At 69.7% G+C, this 16,627-nt stretch carries 21 protein-coding genes; 13 read left to right on the plus strand and 8 right to left on the minus strand.

The features are described 5' to 3' along the window. Window positions 1-3 precede the first annotated feature (3 nt). Together IEY88_RS02960 and IEY88_RS02965 are read right to left on the minus strand one after the other, a co-directional pair. Complete coding sequence (locus IEY88_RS02960; protein WP_268241204.1) at window positions 4-1,599, minus strand: FAD-dependent oxidoreductase; 1,596 nt, start codon at window positions 1,597-1,599, stop codon at window positions 4-6. A 15-nt stretch (window positions 1,600-1,614) separates the two neighbouring features. Next, on the minus strand, window positions 1,615-2,604 hold the full coding sequence (locus IEY88_RS02965) for a LacI family DNA-binding transcriptional regulator (protein WP_189152968.1): 990 nt from the start codon (window positions 2,602-2,604) through the stop codon (window positions 1,615-1,617). A 504-nt stretch (window positions 2,605-3,108) separates the two neighbouring features. Between IEY88_RS02965 and IEY88_RS02970 the strand changes: the two genes are divergently transcribed. Both IEY88_RS02970 and IEY88_RS02975 read left to right on the plus strand, forming a co-directional pair. Then, entirely contained in the window at window positions 3,109-3,288 is a 180-nt protein-coding gene (locus tag IEY88_RS02970) for a hypothetical protein (RefSeq protein WP_189153599.1), read from the plus strand. A gap of 80 nt (window positions 3,289-3,368) precedes the next feature. Then, complete coding sequence (locus tag IEY88_RS02975) at window positions 3,369-4,178, plus strand: mechanosensitive ion channel family protein (RefSeq protein WP_189152969.1); 810 nt, start codon at window positions 3,369-3,371, stop codon at window positions 4,176-4,178. Window positions 4,179-4,224: 46 nt separating this feature from the next. On the opposite strand, the gene IEY88_RS02980 is transcribed toward IEY88_RS02975, so the two are convergent. Then, a complete protein-coding gene (locus IEY88_RS02980) occupies window positions 4,225-4,581 on the minus strand; it encodes a DUF6401 family natural product biosynthesis protein (protein WP_189152970.1) in 357 nt (118 codons plus the stop codon). Between the two features lie 114 nt (window positions 4,582-4,695). Between IEY88_RS02980 and IEY88_RS02985 the strand changes: the two genes are divergently transcribed. Genes IEY88_RS02985 through IEY88_RS03000 form a run of 4 tightly spaced genes read left to right on the plus strand, consistent with a single transcriptional unit; the run spans window position 4,696 to window position 6,282 of the window. Beyond that, a complete protein-coding gene (locus tag IEY88_RS02985) occupies window positions 4,696-5,037 on the plus strand; it encodes a hypothetical protein (RefSeq protein WP_189152971.1) in 342 nt (113 codons plus the stop codon). A 58-nt stretch (window positions 5,038-5,095) separates the two neighbouring features. Next, entirely contained in the window at window positions 5,096-5,284 is a 189-nt protein-coding gene (locus IEY88_RS02990) for a DUF3072 domain-containing protein (RefSeq protein WP_086667998.1), read from the plus strand. 55 nt (window positions 5,285-5,339) lie between these two features. Then, window positions 5,340-5,777 (plus strand): general stress protein, encoded by a 438-nt coding sequence (locus tag IEY88_RS02995; RefSeq protein WP_229693037.1) that lies wholly within the window; start codon window positions 5,340-5,342, stop codon window positions 5,775-5,777. A gap of 4 nt (window positions 5,778-5,781) precedes the next feature. Beyond that, window positions 5,782-6,282: an MSMEG_6728 family protein gene (locus IEY88_RS03000; protein ID WP_189152972.1), complete on the plus strand. Its 501-nt coding sequence runs from the start codon at window positions 5,782-5,784 to the stop codon at window positions 6,280-6,282. On the opposite strand, the gene IEY88_RS03005 is transcribed toward IEY88_RS03000, so the two are convergent. Continuing rightward, window positions 6,216-7,133 (minus strand): anti-sigma factor RsbA family regulatory protein, encoded by a 918-nt coding sequence (locus tag IEY88_RS03005; protein WP_189152973.1) that lies wholly within the window; start codon window positions 7,131-7,133, stop codon window positions 6,216-6,218. The genes IEY88_RS03000 and IEY88_RS03005 overlap by 67 nt on opposite strands. Window positions 7,134-7,294: 161 nt before the next feature. Between IEY88_RS03005 and IEY88_RS03010 the strand changes: the two genes are divergently transcribed. Beyond that, window positions 7,295-7,669: an STAS domain-containing protein gene (locus tag IEY88_RS03010; protein ID WP_189152974.1), complete on the plus strand. Its 375-nt coding sequence runs from the start codon at window positions 7,295-7,297 to the stop codon at window positions 7,667-7,669. On the opposite strand, the gene IEY88_RS03015 is transcribed toward IEY88_RS03010, so the two are convergent. Next, on the minus strand, window positions 7,666-8,037 hold the full coding sequence (locus IEY88_RS03015) for a VOC family protein (RefSeq protein WP_189152975.1): 372 nt from the start codon (window positions 8,035-8,037) through the stop codon (window positions 7,666-7,668). The genes IEY88_RS03010 and IEY88_RS03015 overlap by 4 nt on opposite strands. Window positions 8,038-8,095: 58 nt before the next feature. Between IEY88_RS03015 and IEY88_RS03020 the strand changes: the two genes are divergently transcribed. Beyond that, window positions 8,096-8,338: a hypothetical protein gene (locus IEY88_RS03020; protein WP_373294009.1), complete on the plus strand. Its 243-nt coding sequence runs from the start codon at window positions 8,096-8,098 to the stop codon at window positions 8,336-8,338. Window positions 8,339-8,767: 429 nt separating this feature from the next. On the opposite strand, the gene IEY88_RS03025 is transcribed toward IEY88_RS03020, so the two are convergent. Together IEY88_RS03025 and IEY88_RS03030 are read right to left on the minus strand one after the other, a co-directional pair. Next, window positions 8,768-9,592 (minus strand): transglutaminase-like domain-containing protein, encoded by an 825-nt coding sequence (locus IEY88_RS03025; RefSeq protein ID WP_189152976.1) that lies wholly within the window; start codon window positions 9,590-9,592, stop codon window positions 8,768-8,770. Window positions 9,593-10,054: 462 nt separating this feature from the next. Beyond that, the gene (locus IEY88_RS03030) at window positions 10,055-10,456 is read right to left on the minus strand and encodes a nuclear transport factor 2 family protein (protein WP_189152977.1); all 402 of its coding nucleotides are present in this window, start codon (window positions 10,454-10,456) and stop codon (window positions 10,055-10,057) included. A gap of 590 nt (window positions 10,457-11,046) precedes the next feature. Here IEY88_RS03030 and IEY88_RS03035 point away from each other — a divergent pair. Continuing rightward, window positions 11,047-12,243, plus strand: a complete 1,197-nt coding sequence (locus IEY88_RS03035) for a zinc-dependent alcohol dehydrogenase (RefSeq protein ID WP_189152978.1) — start codon at window positions 11,047-11,049, stop codon at window positions 12,241-12,243. Next, window positions 12,240-13,127, plus strand: a complete 888-nt coding sequence (locus IEY88_RS03040; RefSeq protein WP_189152979.1) for an SDR family NAD(P)-dependent oxidoreductase — start codon at window positions 12,240-12,242, stop codon at window positions 13,125-13,127. The genes IEY88_RS03035 and IEY88_RS03040 overlap by 4 nt, the downstream gene beginning before the upstream one ends. On the opposite strand, the gene IEY88_RS03045 is transcribed toward IEY88_RS03040, so the two are convergent. Continuing rightward, window positions 13,117-13,968 carry a UbiA family prenyltransferase gene (locus IEY88_RS03045; protein WP_189152980.1) on the minus strand — a complete coding sequence of 284 codons (852 nt, stop codon included), beginning with the start codon at window positions 13,966-13,968 and terminating at the stop codon, window positions 13,117-13,119. The genes IEY88_RS03040 and IEY88_RS03045 overlap by 11 nt on opposite strands. Between IEY88_RS03045 and IEY88_RS03050 the strand changes: the two genes are divergently transcribed. The 3 genes from IEY88_RS03050 to IEY88_RS03060 are packed head-to-tail and all read left to right on the plus strand — an operon-like array spanning window position 13,900 to window position 16,605. Next, window positions 13,900-15,063, plus strand: a complete 1,164-nt coding sequence (locus IEY88_RS03050) for a type III polyketide synthase (protein WP_189152981.1) — start codon at window positions 13,900-13,902, stop codon at window positions 15,061-15,063. The genes IEY88_RS03045 and IEY88_RS03050 overlap by 69 nt on opposite strands. Continuing rightward, window positions 15,060-15,578 (plus strand): isoprenylcysteine carboxyl methyltransferase family protein, encoded by a 519-nt coding sequence (locus IEY88_RS03055; RefSeq protein ID WP_189152982.1) that lies wholly within the window; start codon window positions 15,060-15,062, stop codon window positions 15,576-15,578. The genes IEY88_RS03050 and IEY88_RS03055 overlap by 4 nt, the downstream gene beginning before the upstream one ends. Beyond that, a complete protein-coding gene (locus tag IEY88_RS03060) occupies window positions 15,571-16,605 on the plus strand; it encodes an NAD(P)/FAD-dependent oxidoreductase (protein WP_229693038.1) in 1,035 nt (344 codons plus the stop codon). The genes IEY88_RS03055 and IEY88_RS03060 overlap by 8 nt, the downstream gene beginning before the upstream one ends. Window positions 16,606-16,627 lie beyond the last annotated feature (22 nt).

Raw genomic sequence — 16,627 nt, forward strand, 5'->3', positions numbered from 1 at the left:
CAGCTAGTAACCGGACACGTCCGGCCAGCGGAGCTCGACCCCGTCGCGTTCCAGCCGGTGCTGGAAGTCCGCGAGCAGGCCGGGGGTGTTGCGCACCGCGCGAGGGGTGACTCGGTGCGCCAGGCAGAAGTCCGCGAGCGCGCCCGCGACCTCGCCGACGTTCCACTCGACCGGGTGCAGCCGGTGGGAACCGTTGGTGATGTGGGTGGTGCCGATGTTCTTGCCCGCGGGTAGCAGGTTCTCGACGCGCTGGGGGATGAGCGCGCCGAGCGGGATCTCGAACGGGCAGCTCGCGACGTCGAGGTAGTTGTCGCCGCCGGTCGAGGGGTGCAGGTCGATGCGGTACATGCCCACGCCCACGGCGTCGGCGTGCTGGACGGCGCCCTTGTCGCCGCGCACGGCGAGCGAGAGGTCCTGCTCGACGATCGTGTACTCGGTCCGCATCCGCCGTGACTCGCGGATGTACGGCGCCTGGGCGAGACCGTCCGCGCTGCCGGTGACGTCGCCGCGCAGCCGCAGGCCGGGGAACCCGGTGCCGCCGTCCTGCCGCGGCGCCTCGGTCTGCAGCCAGTACAGCACCGACCTCGACAGCTCCCGTGCCGCGGCGATGTGCGCGTCCGCGTCCGGGACGTCGATCACCGGCGACTCGAAGTAGTCGATCATCGGCCAGTTGACCAGGCAGATGTCGCTGTCGTAGGCGCCGTCGACGAAGTTGCGGCGGGCGGCGATGCGGCGGAACGTCCACAGGTTGCTGTCGCCCGCGCTGAGCCGCTGGTCGGACAGGACGCTCAACGGGTCGTCGTCCGGGTTCGGGGTGAACGTTCGCTCGGCGATGCTCAGCGTGCGCGGGTCGGGGGAGCGGAACGACAGCATGCGGTCGCCCCAGTACGAGGGCTGGTACTCGCGCCAGAAGTCGTACCGCGCGGGCTTGTCGACGGTGTGGTCGCCGTCGACGTGGTCGATCGCGAAGCACACCGACATCGCCTGCATGTTCGCCGGCTGCGCGGTCTCCGGCGCGCTGGGCTCACCGGTGTCCAGTGTGGACTCGAAGCCGGTGACGTACTCGGTGCCGGACAACGGGAGCAGCTCACCGGTCTCCGTCGCGTCGAGGACGTAGGGCGCTGCCAGCTCGACCTCCGCACCGTTGTGCTCGACGGTGACCGACACGATCCGGTCGCCGTCCGTGCGCGCCGAGACCGGCCTGGCGGGCTGGAGGACCGTGAGCCTGCCGCTGCCCCGGTAGGGCGCCAGCATCTCGTCGATCACGGCCACGGCGACGCGGGGTTCGTGGCAGAGGCGGCTCACGTTGCCCGCGCCGGGGTTGAGCTCGCGCCACGCCCGCGCCTGCGGCGTGAGGGGGTAGTGGCGGCGGTAGTAGTCGCGGATGCCGTCGCGCAACGAGCGGTACGAGGCGGTGACCCCGAAGCGCTCGACCCAGCTGTGCTCGTCCGGCGGCACGGCCTGGCTGGTGAGCTGCCCGCCGAGCCACTCGAACTCCTCGGTGAGCACGACCCGGCGACCGGCGCGCAGCAGCGCGAGAGCGGCGGCGACCCCGCCGAGTCCGCCGCCCACGACGACGACATCAGTGTTGTGCTGCAACAGATTCCTCCAGGATCAACCGAGCGTGGTGCCTTCGACGAACTCGCAGGCCAGCAGTTCCTGCGGGGTGGTGCCGTGCTCGAGCACCTCGGTCAGCGCCTGCACCGCGCGCCGCCCCATCTCGCGCCGGGGGATGTGGAAACCGGTGAGCCGGACGTCGTCCGGCGCGGGCCGGGTGGCGGCGCCGAGCGTCAGCACCGAGAGGTCACCGGGGACCGACAGGCCGCGCTCGCGGGCGGCGAGCACGAGCGCGGCGCCGTCGGAGACCTCCTCGGCCAGCACGCACGTGACACCCGCCTCGACGAGCTGACCAAGCCCGGTGAACTGGACGTGCACGCCATGCACACCATGAGCCGCAACGGCTTCCTTGAACCCGCGCAGCCTGTCGGCCGACGACTCCGCGCCCGTTCCGGCGCCCACGTACGCGAACTCGCGGTGCCCGAGGGCGACCGCGCGGTCCACCAGGTCCCGCACGGCGGCGGCGTAGTCGGCGCCGACGTGCGGGACCGGACCGCCCGCGTCGTCGCGCCGGCCGATCGAGACGAACGGGACGGCCTCCGCCACGAGCTGCGCGAGGTCGTCGCGGTCGATCGACCGGCCGAGCAGCACGCAGCCGTCCGCGAGCCGGATCCTGCTGTCGTCGCTGAAGATCCGCCGCTTCCCGCCGGTCGCCTTGGCGCTGGTGAACAGCAGCAGGTCGCAGCCCACCGCCTCCGCCTGCTCCTCGATGCCCTCGAGGAACGGCTGGTAGAAGTCCGCGCGGGTGCTCGGGAAGACGGCCTCGTAGGTGAAGACGCCGAGGATGCGGTTGCGCTGGTCGTGCAGCCGGCGCGCGATCGGGTTCGCGACGTACCCGGTCCGCCGGATCACCTCCAGCACACGGGCCCGCGTGTCCTCCGCGATCCGCACGCCGCTGTCGGTGCGGTTGTTGAGCACCAGCGACACCGTGGCCTGGCTGACGCCTGCCATCCGGGCGATGTCCTGCTGGGTGAGCCTCTTCGCCATGAGCACCTGCCAATTCGAATTGGCACGGAGTCTGCGTGAGCACCCGGTTCGCCGTCAACCCTGTAATAATTCGAATTAGCAGGTTGACGGGCGTGGCACGGCCGCAGTCGGACTTCTCGCCGCTCCGCCCGGTCAGGCGGTCGTGATCGAGACACCCGTAGGGGGACCGGATCGTGCGCTCGGTGCGGGTCACCAGCGCGGCCACGGAGCAATTCCCATGGTGGTAAGGGATTCCGACACGCTGGAGCTCGACTCGCGTGGCCTCACGCTGACCCGCGGCCGCACGGTGGTCCGGTTCGGCCGGGGCGGCAGCTGAACCCGCGGCTGCGCATCTCCACCATCCCGCACGACGGCGCGCTCACCCTGGCCGTCACGGCGCGTTAGTCCACAGAGGACGGACGGTTTCACTCTTATGTCGCAACGCGGACATGCATGTCCGCGCAGCTCACGGGGTATTCGATGATCCCAAACCCCTTGGTCCGCGGTTCACGCGAAGGAGTGGTCGTGATGGCACACGTGCGTCGTCTGGTCGACGTCCACACCGGAGATGAGTTCGATCAGCCGGTTCCCTTCGGCCTCGTCTACCCGATCTGCACGGCGGACGGTTCCGCGCCGCCGAGTCAGCGCGGCCGGACGTGGGAGCACCTGGTCGCGTGCGACCGCGAGCTCAAGCAGGTGTCGTGAAGTCCGTGTGAAGTGAGCCCGCACCGGGTACTGCCTGGTGCGGGTGACCCGGCCGGGCGCCCGTGCGAAGGGAGCTCGACATGGACTTCGGACAAGGGCTGACCGACGCCTGGCGCGCGGTCGCCACGTTCGTGCCCAAGCTCGCGGCGTTCCTGCTGATCCTGCTGATCGGCTGGTTCGTCGCGAAGGCGGTGGCGAAGCTCGTCGACAAGGTCCTCGAACGCGTCGGGTTCGACAAGCTGGTCGAGCGCGGCGGGATCCGCCGGATGCTCGCGAACAGCAAGTACGACGCTTCCGACCTGCTCGCGAAGCTCGTCTACTACGCCCTGCTGCTCATCACGCTGCAGATCGCGTTCGGCGTCTGGGGCCCGAACCCCGTCTCGGAACTGCTCACCGGCATCGTGTCGTGGCTGCCGAAGGCCGCGGTCGCGATCATCATCGTCGTGGTGGCCGGTGCGGTCGCCAGCGCGGTCAAGGACTTCATCGGCGGTGCGCTCGGCGGTCTCTCGTACGGGCGGGTCCTCGCGAACATCGCGTCGATCTTCATCTGGGCGCTCGGCATCATCGCGGCGCTCAACCAGATCGGTGTCGCCACCACGGTCACCACGCCGGTCCTGATCGCGGTGCTCGCCACGGTCGGCGGCATCCTCGTCGTCGGTGTGGGCGGTGGCCTCGTGCGGCCGATGCAGCAGCGCTGGGAAGGCTGGCTGGGACGCGCGGAGCAGGAGTTGCCGCAGGCCCAGGCCCAGGCGGAGGCGTACCAGCGCGGGCGTGAGGACGCCGTGCGGGCCCCGGTCGCCGCTGCTCCCGCCGAGCCCGTCACCACGCCGATGCCCGCCGCCGCGCCGCAGGAGCCGGTGCCCGGTGAGCGCAGGCTCGACGACCGCTGACCTGAGACATGCCGACGAGGCGCACCCGCTGGGGTGCGCCTCGTTCTCATGTGAGCTTCGGAAGCGCGTGCACGTCGTCGGTCAGCGGCTTCACGTCGTGCAGGTGCGCGAGCTGACAGACCGCCATCAGGCGGACGCCGAGCCACGACGTGGGCGTCCAGTCCGATTCGAGGGCGTGGTCGAGCAGTCCCCGCCCGTACGCGGCCAGGAGCACGACCGCCCCCACCGTGCCGGCGCCCTCGACCCCCAGCAGCAGGATGTCGCGCACGGCGGCACCGTGCTGGTCGACCTCGGCGGCCAGGGCGGGGGTGAGGGCGAGTGCCGCCCACCCGGCCGCGCCGATCCGGCCGGACAGGTCGCTGATCCACTGTCGCGCGTTGTTCTCGCGCCAAGTAGCACGCATCCCGCCACCGTAGCGGCGTCCGCTGAAGTCCCAGTTTGAGGGCGCTCGAACCGGGTACTCGGGCGCGGGCGCGTCAAGCAGTCGGCGCGAGAGATGCGGCTGTGAAGGCAGGCGATGACCATGACCACCGAGCTCGGCGAACCGGTCTCACGGCAGCAGCGGGCGACCGCGCTGGAGAAGCTGGACAACGCCGTCTGCACCGCGTTGGCAGGCGTCGAGGGGGATGAGGCCCGCAGAACGCTCAAGGAAGCGCTCGCGGCCTGCACGGAGGCGGGTGCCGCCGTGGCGCCGAGTGTCCTGGGGTGCGTCGAGGCCGCCGAGGAGCACCTGCGCTACCGGGAGCGGATGGAGGCGCGCATGCTGCTGACCGTCGCCCACCGGCTTCTCTCCCGCGTGCGGCCCCCGATGGTCGTGCCCGGACCGTCCACTCCCGGAGACTCCCTCCTCAGCCGGTGATTGAGCCGTCCATGCCCTGGGTATCTCGAACGCACGTTCGAGCGAAAGGGGAGTGCTGGTGAACCGCACGCCGGAGAAGGACCCTGAGGACTGGACGACCGGTGACGAGCCGATGACCGGCCCGCAGGAGTCGTACCTGCACACTCTCGCCCAGGAAGCGGGTGAGGAGGTGCCGGCCGAGCTGACCAAGGTGGAGGCCTCGCAGCTCATCGACCGCCTCCAGGAGAAGACGGGCCGCGGCGGATGATCGTGTGAGACGTGGTGTTCGCGGGTACCCCGGGCCGGTGGACATCAAGCACGAAGTGACTCAGACGGAATCGTCCCTGCTGGCGACCTTCCCCGACTACGTCGACGCTCAGCGCCTCGTGGACCGGATGTCGGACGACGGGTTCCCGGTGGAGAGCGTGCGGATCATCGGCGACGGTGTCCGGACCGTCGAGCAGGTCACCGGGCGCATGACGCGAGGCCGCGCCGCTGCGGCGGGCGCGGCCAGCGGTGCCTGGTTCGGTGTGTTCATCGGGCTGCTGTTCGGGCTCTTCTCCGCCGGCCAGACCTGGGCGTGGTTCGTGTTCATCAGCCTCGCGGTCGGCGCGTTCTGGGGCGCGGTCTTCGGGTTCGTGGCGCACTGGAGCACGCGGGGCCGCCGTGACTTCGCGAGCGTCATGACGCTGCAGGCGCGCCGGTACGAGGTGCACGTCGACCGGGAACGTGCGGCTGAGGCTGCGAAGTACGTGCTCTGAGTCGATGCAGACCTTCTTGCCGTACCCGGACTTCGCCGCCACGGCTCGTGTGCTGGACCGGGGCCGGCTCGGCAAGCAACGGGTCGAGACGATCCAGGTGCAACGCGGACTGGTGGTGCCCGGCTACGGCTGGCGCCACCACCCCGCGGTGAAGATGTGGGTGGGCCACGAGGAAGCGCTCGTGCGGTACGGCCTGGACATCTGCGCCGAGTGGCGGGCGCAGGGTTTCCAGGACACGTGCGAGGTGACGCTGCGGTCGGACCTGGCGCACGCCAGGGGAGTCACGGTCGTGCGCACCCAGGAGGAGCTGGCCACCGCGGGCGCGCTCCCGGCGTGGCTGGGCGACCACGACGTGCACCTCAGCCACCAGTCGGCCCTGGTGCGCAAGGATCCCGGCCACTACCGCAGGTACTTCCCGGACGTGCCGGACGACCTGCCCTACGTCTGGCCGCCGATGCTGACCCGCACGGTGAACCCGTCGGCGTCCCGGCCCATCGACACGTAGTCGCACGTGCGGTGCAGGATCCATAGCCCGAGCCCGGCCGACAGGGTCTCGGTGGTCGGCACGAGGCCCGTCAGCGGGTCGGACGGGCCGGAGCCCTGGTCCGTCACCGCCACCACCACGCGTGACTCGTCCGCCCACAGGCGGAACCGGACGGGCGCGACGCCGTGCGTCAGACCGTTCGTGACGATCTCACTCGCCGCGTAGACCACGTCGTGCGCGCCGTCCTCGGTCAGGTCGATCCCGCGGATCGCCGCGGACACCGCTTCCCGCACCGCGCTCGCGGACGGCGCGACGACGTCCACCGCCGGGACGGCCCGTTCGAGCACGTCCGGAACCTGCGCTGTCGCGGCCAGACCCTCGCGGTAGCCGGGGTTCACCTCGTGCGCGCCGGGTGCGGTGGCGATGTTCGGGTGCGTGCGCACCACGTCGGCCAGCACCTCGGCCGGCGTGGTCCTGGTGTCGTACGGGCACAGGCCCCACACCGGGAACTCCGCGTAGGCCAGGTTCGCGGCGGCCTCGTAGCGCGCCCACCAGTCCCACGGCGCGCCCATGCCGGGATGCGGCACGTCCCCGACCACGCGCATCTGCCTCGCACCGTCCGCCGTGTACTCGCGGAAGAGCTCGCGGTAGCTGGAAATGGCCTCGGACGGGCGGGAGTACTGGTCGGCGCCGGGCCGGTAGATCACGCCGGTGCTGCCGAGCACCGCGCGCAACAGGGCGGTGTTCTGCTCCGTGCACGCCACCACCGACGGCTCTCCGGCGCGCAGCCCGTTCTCGAGGAACGGGACGGCGTGCGCGAGGAAGGCGTCGTCGGTGCCGTAAAAGGCGGTCTCGTGGAAGAAACCGGTCACGACGACCGATACTACGCCGTCAACCGACGTGACCAGGCCTCCGATCGGAAGTCGGAGACCGCCGAACCGCGGGCACGCGTGCACTGCGCTACTGTCGGGGTGGGTTGAGCAGCCAGCCCTTGGTGTCGGCCGTTCGCGCCGTCATCACAGGAGGTTGCGTCGTGCTCACCGACGGTCAAGTCCCCTTCCGCACCGCCTTCGAGAGCATGGGCGCCGCCGTGCTCGTGCACGTAGCCGGTGAGATCGACTACACCACAGCTCCTGACCTGGCCGAATGCCTCACTGAGGCGGTCAGGTCGGTCACCCCGCCCGCTCCCGTCGTCGCCGATCTGAGCGGTGTCCGCTTCCTCGGCGCCCAGGGCATCGGCCTGCTGCTCGACCACCAGGACCTCTGCCTGCGGCGGGGCAGCGCCCTCGTCGTCGTCGCGAACACCCCCGCCGTGCTGCGGCCGTTGAGGGCACTGGAACTGATGAGCGTGCTCGGAGTGCGCCAGTCCGTGCTGGACGCGGTGAGCCCGCCCGAGGTCTCCGCCTAGGCCCGTTCGGACGCACTGCGCAGCACGCAGAACTCGTTCCCCTCGGGATCGGCCAGAATCGCCCAGCCGGTCACGTCGGGGTTGCGGTGGTCGCCGGCGAGGGACGCGCCGAGCCCCAGCAGCCGCTCGACCTCCTCGTCGCGCGTGGTGTCGGGGCGCAGGCACAGGTGCAGGCGGTTCTTGACGACCTTTGGTTCCGGAACCTGGTTGAAGAACAGCACCGGGCCCTCGGCCAGCAGCACCTCGGTCTCCCGGTCACCCGGCTTGTCGTCGGGGTGCATCGGGCGACCGGTGACCTTGCTCCAGAACAGAGCCAGCTCGTAGGCGTTCGCGCAGTCGATCGCCACGTTCTGCAACACGGAAGTCATGCGCGCCAGCCTATTGCGGGCGCTGGAGCATCGGCGGCATCGCCCGGTAGGTCGCTGGGTGGAGGTCGTGAACGCGAACCTCGACGTCGCGCGGGAGCAAGGAGTCGACGGTGATGACGGAATCGACACGCGGGTGTTCAACGGCGACGCCCGCCAACTCATGACGCTGCTGCCGCCGGACTGCGTCGGGCAGGTGGCGCTGGTGGTGACCTCCCCGCCCTACGGTCCCTCGACCCACGAACAGGTGTCGGTCGCGCCCGGCGCGGGGGTGCAGAAGTACCACCACCTCTACGGCGACTGATGGGTGCTCGCCGTGGTCGTGTCGGTCCGGCGAACCGGCGGCCGCCCCGGGTCACGGACGCCGTCGTGATTTCGGCACCTGGCGTTGAAGGCCGGAGCCCGCAGACGATGCGTAAGTACGCCTACGTCGCAGTGAGACTGTCTGAGCTCCTGGCCCAAGCGGGTACCGATGTCGTATAGGCGACTGAAACGGATCTGCTGGAGTATTGCGCGCTACGGACGCGGTCGCAGCCCGCGTCGGTCGCGAAGACGACGTGGGAGGCCGAGGCGACGGCGATCAACCGTCTGTAGGCCTGACTGGTGGCGGAGGGCTACCTGTTGGCGCGGCCGTGGCGAAGCGACGGCGGCAAGGACACGCCGCGCAGCGGTGTGACGCGGGACCTGCGGGTGCCGCACTCACGCCCACGACACGAACAGGCTGACGGCGTCCTCAGCGGATCAGGCTCTCTGGTACGCGGAGATCCTCGTGACCGTAGAGTGCGCTCACAGCTGTGGGATCGTCGGCCGCGCATACGCTGGCGAGCTCATCGAGCAGGACGTCGTAGTCCGCGCCGGTCTTTCCGTCATAGGCATCGGTCATGCGGCCCCACTCGTCCCACGGAAGGGTTTCGACCTTGTTCAACGCGGCGAGATCCTTGACGGCGTTGCCACGGATCTCGGCCGGGCCCCAGTTCTGGGTTCCGTGGACGCCGAACCGGGAAGCGTCGATCTCGTTACGCCGGTAGGCCCTCCACGCCTCGCCGCCAGTGAGGAACTCTCCTGGGCGCAGGTCGTGCGGGTGGGGCAACACGGTCTGCCCGAGGATCTCCGAGTCGACGCGGATCCAACGCGCGCTGTTGTCGTCCCAGTACTCGGTGATCCAGTGGTCGAGTCCCTGTCCGGGCTGGAAGTAGGTGGCGAAGCCACAGCGGACGCGGGCGGCGATTCCGCGATAGCGCAGCAGCGCGCAGCTCAGCACAGCGAAGTGCCGACAGGTCCCCACCACCCGCTTGTCCGGTTCGCGGGCAGCGGTCAACGGTGCCGGGTCCAGCGCGAGCAACCGTCGGATCAGTGAGTTCGCTGGCCGGATCTGGTTTTCGTCGAAACGGTTGGCAGGCAGATTCAACGCTCGCGCGTCGGCGGGTTGGATGACCAGGCCGTGGACTGGCAGACAGACGCCCACGGGATCAGCGGCGACCGACTCAAGGGCGAGCGAATCGACACCGTCAAGGCTGGTAAGCCGCCCAGCAGACGCGTAGTCGATGACCTTTGCCATGGAGCCGATCCTAGGCGGTCACCTACAGCCTTCGTCGGCCTCCGCAATTGCTCTGTCGTTCATGCGAAGAGTCGCGATGTTGGCTCTACCACGCGGGTGTCTCTTGAAACATCGGATTCTGGGGAACGGTGGCTTCACGGGACTGTCGCTGCAACGGGAGATGGCGCACCGATGCCGCAACCTACGTGAAAGCCGTACGTCGCTAGGCAATTGCAACTCCTGTACCCCTCACCGCCGTGTTCGGCGTCGGTGATCATGGAGTCGAGGTCGAACAGTCCCGCCGATTCTGAGGGAGTGGGTGGAAGGCGTCCGCGGTCAGGTGGCCGCGGATCTGGGAGTGCAGAGCGACAACTAGGCCGTGTCTCGGCGCCACAGCCACTTGTTGATCGCGGCGACTGCGACGGAGGATTCAGAGCTGACGGCACGTCAAGCCCGGCGCGTCCGCGCCTTCCTGGTGTCGGGTCAGGGTGCGGCCGACGGAAGGTCCATGATGCCGGTGGCCTGTGACCAGGCGCAACGCCACGTGCTGCTGGCATGGGTGTAGACGTCGGTGTGCCAGGCCTCGTGTCGCGGGATGTCCGCGCCGTCGACGGTGAGCTCGATAACGCACCGATAGCGGAGGACGACGACGTCGGTGCCGACGATGGCGTCCACGTCGCCGGCCAGCCGCAGTTCCCGGTACATGACCCGCCCGCTGGTGAGGAGATCCAGGTACTCGGCCTTCGTCCACACGGCGCCGGTCGGGGTGCACAACCGGTACTCCGCTGCGTGCAAGCGGTCGTAGGTGCCACGATCCACATCGAGGAGACATTGGATCCGCTCCTGCTCAGCCTTGATCACGTGGCTGGCCACGTCGTCGGTCATACCCGCTCCTGTTCACTCGTTCGGTTCTGGGCAGCGACACGTGCGCCTGCAACCAAAGCCTAGGCCGAGTCCGTTGTCCGAGCGCTGGAGCAGTTCGCCGCTGCGGCCGACCTGGCCGCGCCGTGTCAGCGCGGTCGCGGCGACCAGCAGGGCGCCTGTGTCCGCGTGCTGAGGTCCAGCAGGGTCACGGCGCCGTCGAGGTCCGCTCAGGGCCCCGGAGCCCACGCAGGAGTCCGAGATCCACCCTGCCGAGGCCACTGCCGCATGTGTTCGCGACCCCGCGCATACCGTCGACGTGCTGCGTGGATGACGACGGTGTCGGCGCGCACCGGAGCTGGTCGCCCGCGTGTTCGTAGATGCTGCGACAGCCGCGCGGATGTGAAACGTTTCTGAGTCGATTCTCCGGGTATGGCTGTTCTGTCAGTGAGCAGTCGCGAGGAGATATGCCTCAGAACACCTGCGAAAGGGCGGGTCATGGACGTTCTCGGTGAAGACACGGCTGCTTGCAGCGCCGTGCTGATCGTGTCGCCGCAGCTTCTGACCAAGCCTGGAAAGCCGGCCACGCTGGCGGAGGAGGTGTCGCAGTCATCATGAAAGCGTTGACGTGGCAGGGCAATGAGAAGGTTCAGGTTGTCGACGTGCCGGACCCTCGCATCGAGGAACCCACCGACGCTGTCATCAGGGTGACCTCGACTGCTATCTGCGGGTCTGATCTCCACCTGTACGGGGTGCTCGGGCCCTACCTCGAACCGGGCGACGTGCTCGGCCACGAGGCGATGGGCGTCGTGGAGGAGGTCGGTACCGACGCGAGTGATCACCTCAAGGTGGGCGATCGGGTCGTGGTGCCGTTCAACATCTCGTGCGGTCACTGCTGGATGTGCGAACGCGACCTGTTCGCGCAGTGCGAGACGACGCAGGTGCGCGGTCAGGGCAAGGGCGCGAGCCTGTTCGGCTACACCTCGCTTTACGGTTCGGTGCCTGGCGGCCAGGCTGAGTACCTCCGCGTGCCGCAGGCCCAGTTCGGGCCGATCGTGATTCCGGACGGCACGCCCGACGACCAGTTCTTGTTCTTGTCCGACATCCTGCCGACCGCGTGGCAGGCCGTCCGCTACGCCGATGTGCCGCCTGGCGGCACCGTCGCCGTGCTCGGTCTCGGGCCGGTCGGGCAGTTCGCGGTCCGGATCGCGCGGCGCCTGGGTGCCGGCCGTGTCATCGGCGTGGACCGGGTGCCCGAACGTCTCGCGCTGGCCGGGCGGCACGGTGCGGAACCGGTCGACCTCGACGACTTCGGCAGCTCCGACGAGGTGGCCGCCGCGTTGATCAGGATGGTGGACGGACGCGGTCCCGACGCCACCATCGACGCTGTCGGCATGGAGGCGCACGGCGGCGGTCTCACCGCCCTGGCGCAGAAAGCCACCGGGCTGTTGCCCGACGCGCTCGCGCAGAAGGTGACCGACAAACTGGCCGTCGACCGCCTCGAGGCTTTGCACGCCGCCATCAAGGGAGTGCGGCGCGGCGGCACGGTGTCGGTGTCCGGTGTGTACGGCGGCGAGGTGGACGCGATGCCGATGATGGAGATGTTCGATCGGGGCATCCAGTTGCGGATGGGGCAGGCGCACGTGCGCCGGTGGACCGATGAGATCCTGCCACTCGTGCTGGATCCGGCCGACCCGCTCGGCACCCTGGATCTGACCACGCACCGCCTTCCACTTGCCGACGCCGCCCGTGGGTACGAGATGTTCCGCGCCAAGAGCGACGGTTGCATCAAGGTGGTGCTCAGCCCGTGAGCAGGCGCGTTGTGCTCGTGGTCGGGGCCAGCAGCGGGATCGGCCTCGCCTCGGCGAAAGCGTTCGCCTGCCGTGGAGACGACGTCGTGCTGGCCTCGCGCAGTGGTGAGGCACTCGACGCCGCGCAGAAGGCATGCCGCGAAGTAGGAGGCGGCGTGGTGGACGTCATCGTCGACGACATCGCCGATCCCGCGGGCGCCGGTCGGGTCGTCGGGAGAACTCTGGACCTGCACGGTCGCGTCGACGTCGTCGTGCACACCGCGACGGTGATGGGGTACGGCGCCGTGGAGGCGATGCCCGCGGAGGTGTTCACCGAGGTCGTCGACACCGCGATTCACGGCACGCTGTACTTGGCTCAGGCGGTGTTGCCGGTGATGCGCCGGCAACATCGTGGTGTGTTCGTCGGGGTGAACTCGCTGCTCGGCTCGATCACTGTTCCGCAGATGGGTGCCTACTCGACCGCGAAGTGGGGGCAGCGTGCGATTTTGCGGACGTTGCAACAGGAAACGCGTGACGAACGAGGGGTGCGGGTGTGCATCGTGAGTCCCGGCAGCATCAACACCCCGGTGTACGACCAGGCGGCCAACTACACCGGTCGCGCGACTCGGCCGCCGGTTCCGGTGCTCAGTCCTGACCGGGTCGCCGCCGCGATCGTGCGGTTGGCCGGGCGGCCGCGACGGCACGTTTCCGTGCCGGTCGGTCCGGCGAATCCGGGCATCATCGCGGCGTTTCGGTGTCTGCCAGGCCTGTACGACCGGCTTGTCGGGCCGTTGTTCCGGCTTGCGGCACTGACGAGCAAGACGATGCCGTCCACCCCGGGCAATGTGTTCAAGCCGTCCGCGGCAGGAGAGAGGACGTACGGGCGGTGGCCTGTCAAACGGTGATGGTGATCAGCAGTACCACGTCGAGCAGTGCGATCGCGACGGTGAGCCGGAACGCGATCGCGCTGTGCGGTGCGCGGATCGCGGCGACGGTGGTGGCGGTGGCCAACGCGAGTCCGGTCGTCACCGCGACGGCAGAGTAGAGCGCTGAGGCCTGAGCGGGTGCGAGACCCAGCACCACCGAGGCGGTGGCGAGGGCGAGCGTCATGACGATCACTCCCACGCGCGGGCCGAGCCGGTGGGGGAGACCGCGGACGCCGGTCTCGGCGTCCGCGCGCAGGTCTGGGAGCACGTTGGCGAAGTGCGCCCCGAACCCGAGCAGTGCGCCGGCCACGGGCACCCACCACGGCGGCCACGACTCGCCTGGCCCGGCCGCATGCACGCCGATCGTCAGCGCGGCGAAGGAGAACAGATAAGCGGCGCCGGAGAAGACGGTGGCCTTGAGACCGAGGTTGTACGCCCAGCCGCCCGCAACGCTGAGCAGCAGGACGGTACCGGCGAACCATCCGAGCAGCAGCGACGACACCACAGTCGCCAGTGCCGCCGCACCCGCCGCCACCGCGACCGCCCGCACCGCAATGCTTCCGGTGGCAGCGGGTTTGTCCGCGCGTCGGGTCGCACGGTCGCGTGCGGCGTCGATCCAGTCGTTGGACCAGCCGATTGACAGCTGTCCGGTGAGCACCGCGAAGCCGAGCAGCACGGTGCGCGGGCCGTCGAGACCGTTGCCCAGTCCCAGCAGGACCGCCACCGCCGTGACGGCCAGGCTGGGCAGAGGATGACTCGCCTGCGCGAGACCGTTCAGCACTCGCAACGACTTGCCGCGGTGGACCGCTGTGCCGCTCATCTGCCGAGTGTAGGCACAAGCCGTACCGTGGAAGGGGTGACGACAATTTCGGCCGTACACGGTGTTCTTCCGCCGCATCGCTATCCACAGAATCGGCTGACAAACCTGTTCGCGCGGCTGTGTTTGCCTGAATCCAGCTCCCGCGCGGTAGCTGCCCGGTTCCACAGCAGCGCCCGCGTCGGTTTCCGGCACCTCGCGCTGGCCATCGAACGGTACGACGAGCTCGACGGGTTCACCGCGGCGAACGACGCTTTCCTGTCCGCCGCGGTCGATCTGGGCTGCGAGGCCGCACTGGCCGCGCTGGCGGACGCGGGCCTGCGACCGTCCGATGTGGATCTGATCGTGTCGACGACCGTCACCGGGATCGCCGTTCCGTCGCTCGACGCGCGGATCGCGGCCCGTATCGGCATGCGGCCGGACGTGAAGCGGATCCCCATCATCGGGCTCGGGTGTCTCGCGGGAGCGGCGGGAGTGGCGCGGCTGCACGACTTCCTGCGCGGATGGCCGAACTCGGTGGCGATGCTCGTGTCGGTCGAGCTGTGCTCGTTGACCGTGCAGCGGCAGGACGCCAGCGCTGCCAACATGATCGCCTCGGGCCTGTTCGGTGACGGCGCTGCCGCGGTCGTCGCGGTCGGCTCGGAGCATCGCGGTGCGGCGGCCGGTCCTCAGGTCGTGGACTCGCTGAGCCACCTGTACGCCGACTCCGAACGCGCCATGGGGTGGGACGTCGGCAGCACCGGCCTGAAGATCGTGCTGGGCGCCGAAGTGCCCGAGCTCGTGCGCGAGCACCTGGCCGACGACGTCAAGAGCCTGTTAACGCCACACGGACTCGAGATCGGCGACATAGCGCGCTGGATCTGCCACCCCGGCGGGCCGAAGGTCATCGAAACGATCCAGTCGGTGCTCGGCCTCGACGAGGACGATCTCGCGATGACGTGGCGGTCGTTGCACGAGATCGGCAACCTGTCCTCAGCGTCGGTGCTGCACGTCTTCGCCGACACCCTTGCCGCCAGACCTGCCTCTCCCGGCGACTGGGGCGTGTTGATGGCCATGGGGCCGGGTTTCTGCGCCGAGCTGGTGTTGCTGAAGTGGTGAGCCAGGTGTGGTACTCGGTGCTGGTCGGCCTCGTCGCGGTCGAGCGGTTGGCTGAACTGGTCGTGGCGAAGCGCAACCTGGCGTGGAGCCTGGCGCGCGGAGGTCGTGAGACGGGGTTCGCGCACTATCCGTTCATGGTCGTGCTGCACACCGGCCTGCTGGCCGGGTGTCTGGCGGAGGTGTGGCTGGCGGACAGGGACTTCGTCGCACTGCTGGGCTGGCCGATGCTCGCGCTGGTCGTGCTGTCGCAGGCGCTGCGGTGGTGGTGCATCCGGGTGCTCGGGCGTCAGTGGAACACCCGGATCGTCGTCGTGCCGGGACTGCCGCGTGTGACCGGCGGCCCGTACCGGCTGGTCCCGCACCCGAACTACGTGGCGGTCGTGGTCGAGGGTGTCGCACTGCCGCTGGTGCACGGCGCGTGGCTGACCGCCCTGGTCTTCACCGTGCTCAACGCAGGTTTGCTGACGGTGCGCATCCGCGCGGAGAACGACGCGCTGCGGTCCGTGCATGTCTGAGCGGATGCATGATGTCGTGGTGGCCGGGGGAGGACCGGCTGGTCTTGCCGTGGCGCTGGGGTGTGCCCAGGCAGGCATGGACGTGGTGATCTGCGAGAAGCGGCCCGGTGTGCTCGACAAGGCCTGCGGGGAAGGACTGATGCCCGGTGCCGTGCGGGCACTGGCCGCACTCGGCGTGGACCCGCCAGGACATGCGATCAACGGCATCACCTACCGGCAAGGCACCCTGGCCGTGCACGCGCCGTTCCGGTGCGGCACCGGACGTGGCGTGCGCCGCACCGAGCTGCACGACGCGCTGAGCGAAGCGGTCCGCCGCGCCGGAGTGCCCGTGTCGCACACCCCGATCACCGAGGTTTCGCAGCACGACGACCACGTGAGAGCCGGTGGGCTGCGGGCGCGCTACCTCGTCGCCGCGGACGGCCTGCACTCGCCGATCCGCGATCTCGTCGGTCTCGGTTCGCAAGGCACGACTTCCACGCCGCGATGGGGACTGCGCCGGCACTTCACGCTCCCGCCCTGGGAAGGCGGGGTGGAGGTGACGTGGGCGCGGAGGTCGGAGGCCTACGTGACACCGGTAGCACCGGACACGGTCGGCGTGGCGATCCTGTCGTCGGTGCGCGGCGGCTTCACACAACAACTCACGGCGTTTCCCGATCTGGCCGCGCGACTGGCGGACGCGCAACCGGCCTCGCGTGTGCGGGGCGCCGGACCGTTGCGGCAAACGACGACCGGCCGCGTCGCCGGACGCGTGCTGCTGGCAGGAGACGCGGCGGGCTACGTGGACGCGCTCACCGGCGAAGGGCTCGCCCTGTCGCTGAGCACCGCGGCCGAACTGGTCCGCTGCCTGCGAGCCGGACGGCCCGCGGACTACGAACGCGCCTGGGTACGCACATCGCGCCGGTCGCGCTGGCTGACAGAATCCCTGCTGTGGGCCAGAAATCGGCCGGTGCTCGGGCGCCAGATCGTTCCGGCCGCCGTTCGCGCGCCGTGGCTGTTCGCCGCCGCGGTCCACCAACTGGCCCGCTGATGGCGGCGGCCGCGGTGCGGGC

Source organism: Lentzea pudingi (assembly GCF_014646255.1).
Taxonomy (GTDB): Bacteria; Actinomycetota; Actinomycetes; order Mycobacteriales; family Pseudonocardiaceae; genus Lentzea; species Lentzea pudingi.